9 protein-coding genes and 1 pseudogene are annotated in these 12,210 nt (G+C 60.7%); 7 read left to right on the top strand and 3 right to left on the bottom strand.

Annotated elements, in window-relative coordinates; genetic code table 11:
• Window positions 1-459: 459 nt before the first annotated feature.
• Entirely contained in the window at window positions 460-1,149 is a 690-nt protein-coding gene (locus QP324_RS05925) for an alpha-ketoglutarate-dependent dioxygenase AlkB (RefSeq protein WP_239279322.1), read from the top strand.
• A gap of 38 nt (window positions 1,150-1,187) precedes the next feature.
• Window positions 1,188-1,733, top strand: a complete 546-nt coding sequence (locus QP324_RS05920; RefSeq protein WP_239279321.1) for an NADPH-dependent FMN reductase — start codon at window positions 1,188-1,190, stop codon at window positions 1,731-1,733.
• Between the two features lie 84 nt (window positions 1,734-1,817).
• On the opposite strand, the gene QP324_RS05915 is transcribed toward QP324_RS05920, so the two are convergent.
• Together QP324_RS05915 and betT are read right to left on the bottom strand one after the other, a co-directional pair.
• Window positions 1,818-3,395 carry an aldehyde dehydrogenase family protein gene (locus tag QP324_RS05915; protein WP_284815038.1) on the bottom strand — a complete coding sequence of 526 codons (1,578 nt, stop codon included), beginning with the start codon at window positions 3,393-3,395 and terminating at the stop codon, window positions 1,818-1,820.
• 45 nt (window positions 3,396-3,440) lie between these two features.
• Entirely contained in the window at window positions 3,441-5,690 is a 2,250-nt protein-coding gene (gene betT, locus QP324_RS05910) for a choline BCCT transporter BetT (protein ID WP_284815036.1), read from the bottom strand.
• A gap of 333 nt (window positions 5,691-6,023) precedes the next feature.
• Here betT and betA point away from each other — a divergent pair, with 333 nt between their 5' ends.
• From betA to QP324_RS05885, 5 genes and pseudogenes are all read left to right on the top strand, one after another.
• A complete protein-coding gene (gene betA, locus QP324_RS05905) occupies window positions 6,024-7,799 on the top strand; it encodes a choline dehydrogenase (RefSeq protein ID WP_239230915.1) in 1,776 nt (591 codons plus the stop codon).
• Window positions 7,800-7,979: 180 nt separating this feature from the next.
• Window positions 7,980-8,108, top strand: coding sequence for a chemotaxis protein (locus QP324_RS05900; protein ID WP_250411538.1), 129 nt, complete (start codon window positions 7,980-7,982; stop codon window positions 8,106-8,108).
• Window positions 8,109-8,446: 338 nt separating this feature from the next.
• A pseudogene (locus tag QP324_RS05895) lies at window positions 8,447-8,604 on the top strand (alkane 1-monooxygenase); the annotation flags it as partial.
• An 82-nt stretch (window positions 8,605-8,686) separates the two neighbouring features.
• On the top strand, window positions 8,687-9,046 hold the full coding sequence (locus QP324_RS05890; protein WP_005329783.1) for a helix-turn-helix transcriptional regulator: 360 nt from the start codon (window positions 8,687-8,689) through the stop codon (window positions 9,044-9,046).
• Window positions 9,043-10,935 (top strand): cation-translocating P-type ATPase, encoded by a 1,893-nt coding sequence (locus tag QP324_RS05885; RefSeq protein WP_284815032.1) that lies wholly within the window; start codon window positions 9,043-9,045, stop codon window positions 10,933-10,935. Before QP324_RS05890 ends, QP324_RS05885 begins: the two co-directional genes overlap by 4 nt.
• A gap of 1,004 nt (window positions 10,936-11,939) precedes the next feature.
• Here the strand turns inward: QP324_RS05885 and QP324_RS05880 are convergent.
• A partial coding sequence (locus tag QP324_RS05880; protein ID WP_284815030.1) for a hypothetical protein occupies window positions 11,940-12,210 on the bottom strand: 271 nt, incomplete at its 5' end.

The raw sequence follows: 12,210 nt of genomic DNA, 5'->3' as shown, positions 1-12,210 counted from the left end.
AGGGCATGAGCGAGAAGGAAGCCATCGAGTATTTAGACCGTGAGTTGGAAGAGGCTATCCCGGATGATTTCTGGGAAAGCACCGACTAAGGACTAATCCTGTTCCGGCTCCGGTGTGATTAGAGTTCGGCGTCCTAATCGTCTTCATGCTGTGCTTCCAGCTCTGGTGCCTTGTTCTCACTCTGGGTGTCGTGTGCGTTATCCACGGTCTGGTAGCCGGTAGGAGCCTCCTCGCCTAGTTCGAGGCTGGTGAGAAAGTCGAGGTTGTTGTGTTCCTACGGGCCGTGTGCAGTGGTGGTCTGGGGCACTTCAATAGGCCATTTGGAACCAGATAAACCAGCCGGTGAAACCCGCGTGAGGCGCCCTAGGCTTGGACCTATTGGTCTTGAACAGATTCTGATCCTTGGCGAGGATAATAGGTCTTGGTCGATTTATCGGGGCGTTGGGTTAGGGTGAGGTCATGCTTTTTGATTCGCTGCCGCGGCCGAGCGTGCGTGTAGCTCCGGGGGTGGGGCATGTGCCGGGATGGGCGGGCGTCGATAAGCAGAAGGCCTTGGTAGAAGAGATGCGCGGCATTGCGCGCGAGTATGCGGCTACGCCGATGGCGATGGTGCGGCCTCGGCTGAAATCCGGCGGGCAAATGAGCGTGTTTCAGCTGCATTTGGGCAGGTATTGGCATTATCCCAGCCATCGGTATGTAGACATTATGGACGGCACGCGGGTTCCGCCGGTGCCGGAGAGCCTGCAGCGGATTGCTCCGGGAGCGCTGCGCGCCGCGGCCGAAGTGGCTCCTGAACTTGAGTCCTGGGTGGAGACTTTTGTACCGGAGATGGCGCTAGTTAATTACTATCCGCCGGGCTCAGCCATGGGTATGCACGTGGATGCCTTTGAGGAATCACCTGCGCCGGTGATTTCGCTTTCCATTGGGGATGAGGCACTTTTCCGTATGGGGCATACCGAGTCGCGCACCCGGCCGTGGGATGATATCACGCTGTGCTCTGGGGATTTGGTGGTCTTTGGTGGGTCAAAGCGCTTTGCCTACCACGGGGTGGTGCGCGTTAATGACGGCACGTTGCCGGAGGGGTGCGGATTGAGTGAAGGACGTATCAACATCACTATCAGACAAGTTTCGGCACGGGCGGTAAGCTAGGGACGTTACATAAAGCTTGAAGGAAAGAAGGTTCTCTTATGTCTCGTATCGGCATCATCATCGGCACTACCCGTGATAGCTCGGCCGGCAAGGTAGTGGGTGAGTGGCTTTATGATCTTGCCCAGGGGCGCCAGGATGGGGTGGAGTACACCCTGCTGGATCTCAAGGAGTTTGATGTTCCGCTGCTGACCACTGACGTCATTCCTGCCACCGCTAATAAGCAGTATGCAGATGAAAAGGTGCAAGCTTGGTCTGATGCAGTGGATGCCTGCGATGGTTTCGTATTTGTTACCCCGGAGTACAACCGCTCCGTGCCGGGTCCATTCAAGAATGCCTTCGACTGCTTGGCCGGGGAGTGGACCGGTAAGCCGGTTGCGTTCGCCGGTTACGGTCCAGCGGGCGCAATCCGCGGCGTGGAAGCATGGCGCACTATCGTGGTCAACTTCTCCATGCCGCAGCTTCGCAATCAGCTGGACTTTGGCTTCTTCACCGACTGGACCGACGGCGAATTCCGCCCTGTAGATGCCAAGGTAGAACGCACCAATTCCTTGCTGGCCGAGCTGGAAGATGCTGTTACTGCATAATCAGTTCGCGTTGGCCGCATACAAAAAGCCAGCCCCCGCTGCTCGGAAAGAGCGCGGGGGCTGACTGTTATGTGGCTGGCTTAGTTACTGCAGGCCGAACTGATCCCAAGCGGCAGGGGAGAGGTTCTGGTACACGTGCTTGTGCTCTTGGTACTCAGCCAAGCCGGTGGGGCCAAGCTCGCGGCCGTTGCCGGACTGCTTGAAGCCGCCCCACTCTGCCTGCGGCAGGTACGGGTGGAAGTCGTTGATCCAGATGGTGCCATGGCGCAGGGCGCGGGCGACGCGCTCGGCGCGGCCGGCGTCGGAAGTGTAGACGGCGCCTGCCAAGCCGTACTCGGTGTCGTTCGCGATGGCGATGGCCTCCTCCTCGGTGGTGAAGGTCTCGATGGTCACGGTCGGGCCGAAGGCCTCGTCGTGGACGCAATCCATCTCGCGGGTAGCGCCATCAATGATGGTCGGCAGGTAGTAGACGCCGGCGCCCAGGTCGGTGGTGCCGGTGCCGTGCTGGCCGTTGGTGTCCTCGCTGGTGGCAGCGCGACCGCCGGTAAGGATCTTGGCGCCCTGCTCGCGTGCCTTGTCTACGTAAGCGGCGACCTTCTCGCGGTGCTCGGCGGAGATGAGCGGGCCGGTCTCGGCCTTCTCGTCGGTCGGGCCGCCGATCTTGATCTTATTGGCGCGCTCTACCAAGGCGTCGACGAACTTATCGTGCAGGGACTCTTCCACGACGATGCGGGAGCCTGCGGAGCAGACCTGGCCGGAGTGGAAGAAGGCGCCATTGAGGGCGTTGTCCACGGCGACGTCGAAGTCGGCATCGGCGAAGATGACGTTCGGGTTCTTGCCACCCAGCTCGAGCGCGGTGCGCTTGACGGTCTCGGCTGCATTCTTAGCGATGATCTTGCCGGTGACCAAGCCGCCGGTGAAGGAGACCATGTCCACGTCCGGGTGCTGGGACAGCGGGTTGCCGCAGTTAGCGCCAGCGCCGGTGATGAGGTTGCCTACGCCGTCCGGCAGGCCGCATTCCTTGAGGGCGGCCATGAGCAGCATGGCGGTGTGCGGGGTGAGCTCCGCTTGCTTGAGGACGAAGGTATTGCCGGCGGCCAGGGCAGGGCCCACCTTCCAGGAGACCTGCAGCAGCGGGTAGTTCCACGGGGTAATCAGGCCGCAGACGCCAACGGGCTCGGCGTCGATGCGCGAGCGCAGGTTGGGATCCTGCGGGTCGACTACGCGGCCGGCCTGGTGCTGGGCCAGGGTGCCGAAGAACTCGAAGGCGTTGGCGATGTCATCCATATCGCCCAGGGATTCCTCGTAGCGCTTGCCGGTATCGGCGGACTCGGCCTGAGCGAAAAGCTCCTTGTGCTCGCGGATGAAATCGGCCACGCGGATGACCAGCTTGCCGCGCTCGGCGGCTGGGGTATTGGCCCACTCGCCGTTGTCAAAGGTTTCACGGGCAACCTTGATGGCGCGCTCGGTGTCCTCGTCGGAGGCCTCGGAAACGAGGCCGACGGTGGAGCCATCGGCCGGGCAGATGATGGTACGGGTTTCGCCGCTCTGGGCGGCTTCCCACTTACCGTTGATGAACAGGGACTTCGGGGCGCCGTCGGCATGCACGCCCTTCAGCAGCTCGGTCTGGGTGGGGTCGAACAAAGTGTTCTGGGTGCTCAAGTGAAAAGCAACCTTTCTCTCATAGAGGTAGTTGTACTGGCCAGCTTAGCTATCTTCGCGCCAGGTGCGCTCGGGCTCGGCGCCATCGGAGACATCGGAGTCGCCCGGCTGGGTCTGCTGCATGTAAAGGAAGGCCAGGTGACGCTCGTAAAGGTCCAGCACGTTATTGATGATCTGGTTCTCGGAATAGCCGTAGACGTCGTAGCCCAGCGAACCGGTCATATCGTAGACCTCGAGGCGGTAGTACTCATCGCCTTCGCCTGTGCTGAAGTCGGGGCGCTCGGCCGCGACTGGGAAGAGCTGGTAGCGGAACATGCGCTCATTGTGCAGCTTAACTTCGAGGTCGAGCTGGGGAAGTTCGACGTCGGGAAGCTCGCTGGTGAGCAAGAGGGCATCGTAGCCGCGAGTGCGCATGTGCGTTGCCACCTGCTCGAGGGCGTAGGTAGCGGTTTCGCGCAGGTAGGTATCCATCTCCTGCTTGGAGGGGTAGGTATTGGCTCGGTCGAGGCGATTCTTCCATAGGTTGGAATCCGAAGGCTCGCGCTCGGTGCGGGAGGAAATCACGCCGTGCATAGCGGTGGTGCGGGCCTCGCGCTGGACGTTTTCCAGGCGCAGGGACTTCCACAGGGAGAACATGATGAGGTAGACCACGAACGCGAAGGGCAGGCCCATCACGACGGTCGCGGACTGCACGGTGGCGATGCCGTCGATCTGCAGCAGCGCCAGGGTCAGCGCGCCCACGGTGACGGACCAGAAGATTCGCAGCCAGCGCGCGCCATCCTGGCGGTTATCGGTAATGCGGGAGGTGAAGTTGGACATCACCAGCGCGCCGGAGTCGGCCGAGGTGATGTAGAGCAGCAGGCCGATGAAGGTGGTCAAGAAGATGACGATGCCGGAGCCTGGGAACTCGTGCAGCATGTCGTAGAAGCCCTGCTCAGGGACGTTGATCGCATTTTCGGCGAACTCGGGGTAGTCGCCGGAGCGGACCATGTCCAAGGCGGTATTACCGAAGAAGGACATCCACATCAGGATGAACAGGAACGGGAAGGTGAGGGTGCCGAAGATGAACTGGCGCAGGGTGCGGCCGCGGGAGATACGGGCCAGGAAGAGGCCGACGAAGGTTGCCCAGGCAATCCACCATGCCCAGAAGAAGAGGGTCCAGGACTGCATCCAGGTATCCACGGTGGCCTGGTCTTCGGCAAAGGCGAAGGTTTCCATGGTCCAAGACGGGAACTTCGAGACGTAGTCACCGATATTGGTCACGATGGCATCGAAGAGGTAGGCGGTCTTGCCAAAGACCACGACGTAGACCATCAGCGCGATGGCCAGGTAGACGTTGAGCTCGGAGAGGAAGCGAATGCCCTTATCGACGCCGGATACGGCCGATAGCGTGGCAATGGCCACCGCAATGATGATGAGGGCGGACTGCAGGCCAAGGCCTTGCTCGATGCCGAAGATGAGGTGGAAGCCGTAGGACAGCTGTACTACGCCGATGCCCAGGGAGGCGGTCACGCCGAAGACGGTGCCCAGCATGGCGGCGATGTCCACCGCGGAGCCGATGGGGCCGTGGACGCGCTTGCCAATGAGCGGGTAGAGCGCGGAGCGAATAGCCAGCGGCATATTCAGGCGGTAGGCAAAGTAACCGAAGGCCATGCCCATGAGGGCATAGAGCGCCCAGCCGGTCAGGCCATAGTGGAACATCGCGTAAACCACGGCTTCCTTGGCGGCTTCCATGGTCTCGCCGTCACCCACCGGTGGCTGCATGTACATGGTCACCGGCTCGGCCACGGCGAAGAACATGAGGTCCACGCCGATGCCGGCGGCAAAGAGCATGGACGCCCAGGAGAAGGTATTGAATTTCGGCCGCGAGTGGTCTGGGCCTAAGCGGATATTGCCGGCATTGGAGAAGGCAATATAGAGCACGAAGACCACGGCGATGGTGGCGGTGAGAACATAGAACCAGCCGAGGTTGTGGCCGATCCAGCCGGTGACGCTGGCGAGGGTCTCTGCCGCGGAATCGCGGCCGAGCCCGGCATAGAGCGCCATGGCAATAATGAGGACCCCGGAGATGATAAATACCGGCCAGTTTGTCTTGGGGGCGGGAACTTGGTCTGCGCCTACATCGTCGCCGGTTTCGGCCTTATAGCTGCCGACGAGGGCACGAACTTGGTAGCGCGGGCTGCGCTTCTTGGTCTCCCCGGACGGGGTTGCGAGAGAGGTGTTTTTACCCCCTTGTTGGGGGTCTTTATTTGAAGTGTGAGACTCCTCAGGATCGTGAGGGTCAAAGTTAGCCATCTACTTCTCCTATTGTTGGTTGGTTTGGGCCGAATCTTTCGCACGAGTGCCCCAAAAGCCTCACAAGATCGCAGGGAGAGATAGGTGAGTGAAATGAATCATATTAGGGCGAACTATGCGCAAAGACTTCGGATTTCATCTCCAGAGACATCCATCCGGACAAGGTAAATATACATTAAGATGGGCAAACTTCTAGAGGGATGTGTACTCTGGAGATAGTGCCCGCACATAAGGCGATGTGAATAAATACAGACTTTTGTATAAATTACAATATTTTCACTTCCGGTGGGGCAATCTTGACGTGTGAAATATTTCACAGAAAGAAGGGGATTTATGGGTTTTATGGACAAGCTGACCAAGAAGCGTTCCGCTAAAAAGGTCACCGATGAAGTAAGCGACGTAGTCGTCGTTGGCGGTGGCTCCGCAGGCTCCGTCATCGCCGCACGCCTGACCGAAGACAAGAACACCCGCGTGCTGGTCCTTGAGGCTGGCCGCCCAGATTCCCTGTGGGATCTGTTCATTCACATGCCATCCGGTTTCTCTTTCCCGATTGGTGCAAAGAACTATGACTGGATGTACGAGTCCGATCCGGAGCCGGAGATGAACGGCCGCCGCGTTTACCATGCCCGCGGCAAGGTTCTCGGCGGATCTTCTTCCATCAACGGCATGATCTACCAGCGCGGTAACCCGATGGACTATGAGAAGTGGGGCCAGAACCCGGGCATGGAGAACTGGGACTTCGCCCACTGCCTGCCGTACTTCAACCGCATGGAAACCGCCGCTGCGGCTGAGCCGAACGATCCGCGCCGTGGCCACGATGGCCCGCTGTACCTCTCCCGTGGCCCGGCTACCTCCGAGCTCTTCCAGGCCCTGTTCAAGTCCGTACAGGAGGCCGGCTACAACCTGACCAATGACGTCAACGGTTACCGCCAGGAGGGCTTCGCACCGTTCGACCGCAATATTAAGAACGGCAAGCGTTGGTCCGCTGCCCGCGCTTACCTGTACCCCAACATGGATCGCGAGAACCTCGAGATCCGTACCCGCGCGTTCACCACCAAGATCCTCTTCGAGGGCCAGAAGGCCGTCGGCGTTGAGTATGAGTGGCAGGGTGGCGTTCACCGCGTTTACGCCGAGAAGATCGTCCTGTCCGCCGGCGCCATCAATACCCCGCAGCTGCTGGAAATCTCCGGCATTGGTGACCGTGAGATTCTGGAGAAGCACGGCATTGACGTCGTCAAGCACCTGCCAGGTGTGGGCGAGAACCTGCAGGACCACCTCGAGGTCTACATCCAGTATGAGACCACCAAGTCCACCGCTTCCTCCCAGCCTTACCTGGATAAGTGGCGCTGGCCGTTCATGGGTCTGCAATGGCTGCTGACCCACAAGGGCCCGGTTGCTACCTCTCATTTCGAGGGCGGCGGCTTCGTGCGCTCCAATGAGAACGAGGATTACCCGAACCTCATGTTCCACTTCCTGCCGATGGCCGTGCGTTACGACGGCCAGAAGGCGGACGTCAAGCACGGCTTCCAGTGGCACGTTGGCCCGATGTTCTCCGATACCAAGGGCCACGTTCACATCAAGAGCGCCGATATCCACGACAAGCCGTCCATCCTCTTCAACTACCTGAAGACCGACCAGGACCGCCGCGAGTGGGTAGAGGCCGTACGCGTTGCCCGCTCCCTGCTGGATACCAAGGCTATGGAAGAGGTAGGCGCCCGCGAGTTCAGCCCGGGCGTGGATGTCCAGACCGATGAGGAGATCCTGGAGTGGGTCCGCAACGATGGCGAGACCGCGCTGCACCCATCCTGCACCGCCAAGATGGGCGCGGAGTCTGACCCAATGGCCGTGGTTAACCCAGACACCATGGGCGTGTGGGGCGTTGAAGGCCTCTACATTGCGGATGCCTCCGTCTTCCCGTCCGTGACCAACGGCAATATCTACGCCCCAACCATGATGGTGGGCGAGAAGGCCGCTGACCTCATCGCCGGCCGCACCCCGCTCGAGCCAAACCACGCCGAGTGGTATAAGGCCAAGCAGGATATGCCGCTCTACGCTGAGGGCGAAGCAGTCCGCGATCACAAGCACTCCATCCAGGGCGCTGACCACTAAGCAGCCTCCCGCCGGATTGCTCTAGCGCCGCGTTTCCCATCCTTGGGGCGCGGCGCTTTTGCTTGCCGACGTCCCCCTTTCTCACCGCACACCCCTATCCGCTGGGCCAGAACCATGGTTTAATCGTCGGGCAAGGAATCAGATCCGATGGAGTGAACTGCCAGAGAAAGGGGGACATTGATGCTCAGCATTATCGCTTTAGTCATTAGTATCGTTTTCGCCGTCAACGTTATTAAGAAGCTCGATGACATCGATACGCACCTGAAGGAGCTGCTCGCCTCGCGCGAGGATGACCAAACACCGCGTTAATCGTGCGGGTGGCTAAGGAGATGGTGAACGAATTTCGAATTAACCAACTGCAAAAGGCCCATACCGACAGTGAAATGGAATTTTCCGGCGATGTAGATTGAAGGGCTATGGCTTCGTAGACCAAAGTGGTTTCCAAGCAGTAGTTCCAGTACTTCGTACGCGGGGTAGCCAACACCGCCGACTTCAAGGAAGTATCATTCCCGGATACCAGCGAAAAGAGATAGTCATTTGGCTATTAGAAAGCTTCGCTACGTGTGGTTCGCCCCGTACGCAATGTCCGTGAGTGTCTAGCCCTTGATGGAGAACCTGGTGTCAGTGTCGCTGGCCGCACCTACGCCGCCGTCATGTCCGCCGACACCCTGTTCATCACCATCCCCACAGGGGTGGGTGTGGACATCCACGTGAAGATTCTGGAGAATTTCGCCGCCCACGTCGCCCCTCGTTGGGTTGGCAGCCGAACCGTGAAGGACTAGTCATCGGCTATCCCATCGACTAATTCTTGCAGGTTGCAGGACTTTCGCGTGACTGTTAGTTCAGCCCATTTTAAATAGTTCATCGCATACTGTATAGTTCAGCACATGCTGACTATTGCTTCGCGCCTCGACGTCATGAACCGGCTCGGCCGGGCCATGGCTGATCCGACGCGCTCCCGAATCCTGCTAACCCTACTAGACGGTCCGAGCTACCCGGCTGTGCTCTCGCAAAGCTTGGATCTGACCCGCTCGAACGTTTCGAACCACCTGTCTTGCCTGCGCGATTGTGGCATTGTCGTCGCTGAGCCGGAGGGCCGTAAAACCCGCTACGAAATCGCCGATCCGCACCTCGCGGCAGCGCTCGAAGCGCTAGTCAACGCGACACTGGCCGTCGACGAGAACGCCCCCTGCATCGACACTGAGTGCTCGGTGCCCGGCTGCGGCGAGAAAGGAGCGGACGTATGAGTTCAGCATGTGGATGCGAACACGAACCCGCCACGGAGATCGACGAGCTCGATCGGCCATGGTGGAAGGACCCTGAGCTACTGCTGCCGATCTTCTCCGGCGTAGCCCTCATAACAGGACTGGCGCTGGACTGGTCCGACTTGGAGACGCCCGCGACGGTACTGTATTGGGTTGGGCTGCTGTTGGGCGCTTACACGTTCGCGCCTGGAGCGATCCGGAACCTTGTCACGAAGCGCAAGCTCGGCATTGGCTTGCTAATGACGATCAGCGCGGTCGGTGCGGTGATCCTCGGATTCGTCGGAGAGGCCGCGGCGCTAGCGTTCCTGTATTCGATCGCCGAGGCACTGGAAGACAAGGCGATGGACCGGGCCCAAGGCGGACTGCGGGCGCTGTTGAAGCTGGTACCGCAGACCGCGACGGTGCTGCGCGACGGCACAGCGGCCGAGGTCGAAGCGAAGGACCTCGAGGTTGGCGAGCTAATGCTCGTGCGCCCCGGGGAGCGGATCGCCACGGACGGCATCATTCGATCCGGGCGCTCCAGCCTTGACACCTCAGCGATCACCGGAGAATCCATTCCGGAGGAGGTTGCGCCCGGCGACGAAGTGCCTGCGGGAGCGATCAACTCCGCCGGGGTGCTGGAGGTCGAGACGACCGCAGCTGGAACGGACAACTCGCTGACCACACTCGTGGACCTAGTCGAGAAAGCGCAGGCGGAAAAGGGCGATCGCGCCCGGATCGCCGACCGGATTGCCCAACCCCTAGTGCCCGGGGTGATGATCCTGGCGGTGCTGGTCGGCGTTATCGGCTCGCTGCTGGGCGACCCTGAGACGTGGATCACCCGTGCGCTGGTAGTCCTGGTCGCAGCGTCGCCGTGCGCGCTGGCAATCTCCGTGCCGCTGACGGTCGTGGCCGCGATCGGCGCGGCCAGCCAGTTCGGAGTGGTCATCAAGTCCGGGGCGGCGTTCGAGCGACTCGGCGGCATCCGTCACCTGGCAGTGGACAAAACCGGAACCCTTACCCGCAACCAGCCTGAGGTTACCGGAGTGGTCCCGGCAGACGGATTCGATCGGGCGCAGGTGCTTTCCTTCGCGGCGGCAGTTGAGCAGCAATCGACACACCCCCTCGCCGCGGCGATCGCGGCAGCGGGGCCCGAAGCACCCACCGCCTCGGACATCAGCGAGGAAGCTGGGCATGGCATTGGCGGCACCGTCGAAGGCCGACGGGTGCTGGTGGGTAGCCCCCGATGGATCGACGCCGGGCCACTGAAAGCGGACGTTGAGCGCATGGAGTCCGAGGGCCAGACCTGCGTCCTGGTCACCGTCGATGACGCTCTCGCCGGGGCGATCGGGGTCCGTGACGAGTTGCGGCCCGAGGTGCCCGAAGCCGTGCAGGCCCTGCACGCCAACGATGTGGAAGTAAGCATGCTCACCGGCGACAACACTCGCACCGCCCGGGCGCTGGCTGGAATCGCCGGAATCGACGACGTGCGCGCCGAGCTGCGCCCTGAGGACAAGGCAAGCATCGTCGCTGAATTCTCCTCCAAGACGCCGACGGCGATGATCGGCGACGGCATCAACGACGCGCCAGCACTGGCGGGTGCGACGGTGGGCATAGCGATGGGAGCGACCGGCTCTGACGCCGCGATCGAGTCCGCTGACGTCGCCTTCACCGGCCACGACCTCCGGCTAATCCCGAAGGCGCTGCAGCACGCCCGCCGAGGAAGCCGGATCATCAACCAGAACATCGTGCTGTCTCTGGCCATCATCATCGTGTTGATGCCACTGGCGATCAGCGGCGTGCTGGGTCTGGCCGCCGTCGTGTTGGTTCACGAGGTCGCCGAAGTGATCGTGATCTTGAACGGCCTGCGGGCTGCGCAAGCGAAGCGCTGAGGCTGTGACCGGCAAGTCTCATAAGGGTTAAACCACACGCCGAGCGTCCACACCTTGGGCCAGGCACGTCATTCGAGTTCATGGTCCGTCGCCGTGGAATCGGGATCGTACTCGGTGACCTGTCCCTTCTCGGTGCGTGTGGGCACGGGGGTTGTGGGCGAGCCACCACCCGGCACGTGGCCCAGCCGGTCAAGGGCCCCCGAGCGCTCCGCGTCTCCAGCGCAGATCGTGGAAGGATCGAACTTGCTCAGGGACCAAGCGTCACTGCGAGACTCTTTTTGCCCCGCAACTTGAATAGTTCAGCGGCCTTGATACCGCGGACATCCATTCGGAGTGCTGCCGAGTCTCATCGACACAGCCCGCGACTACCTGGGCAGTGTGTTTGACAAAGGACCCCACCCTCATCAGCGTTGCCGAGCCCTCGCCGTTCCAGTTGCCGTAACCGACTAGATGTAGATTCTTCACCGCGGTTTCGCGGCCGCGCATGAGGTGGCGGAATAGACCGAGAGCCGAACGAAAACCAGCGCACCAGATCAGATGGTCGTGCTCACTCAAGCTATCGAAGATGGGGGATGTCCCCGAGGTTCGGGCCGGAATCGCCGCCGAGAATCCGGCGGCGGCCGCGTCGGCGAACGAACAGACCGCGCTTCAACCTACCCCCAATAACGCGAAGCGTCATCAACGCCCCGCGTTACACGTTTAATTTGAACTCGACCACGTTTCAGTACAGGGTAACCTCCTAATCGATAGGTAGCGCTTCCGCCGCAGTCGCCCCGGCAGCTGCGGGGGCAGGAGCGTAAACCGTCTTCAAGCTCTACCCGTGACTGCCAGCTCGTGGGCCCATTTGAGACTCGCGTGTAATGGACGTTCCTGAAGTATCTATGTAAACCTTTGTACTCTAGAGCTATGTTTCGAATGCCGTTTCGGCGCGGTGGACGACGGACCACCGAGGGCCATCCGCACGACGCGACCACGCTCGCCAGCTCACCCGAACCTAACCCAGATCACGCATGGAAGACACTCGCATTGGTGAACGAGTGGATTCGCCACTCAGATGCGAAGGCCAGCGTGACACTTGCCTTCACCGGGGTGATGGCAACAATGACATACAACCTCGCAAAGGACGTTACTTCCCGGACTGTATTGTTCGACACTCTCGTTGGGTTGACCTGCTTGTTGCTTTTTATTACCGGCGCTTTGAAGCGTCCTGGGTTTAGTTCCGCTTCTTTTACGGCCCTGTGTTGATGGGCTGGGTGAGATAGTACTCGGTTTCTA

The organism is Corynebacterium sp. UMB0012, from assembly GCF_030216265.1.
GTDB lineage: Bacteria > Actinomycetota > Actinomycetes > Mycobacteriales > Mycobacteriaceae > Corynebacterium.
The sequence above is the reverse complement of the archived record's forward strand: the minus strand, read 5'-3'. Positions and strand labels throughout refer to the sequence as shown.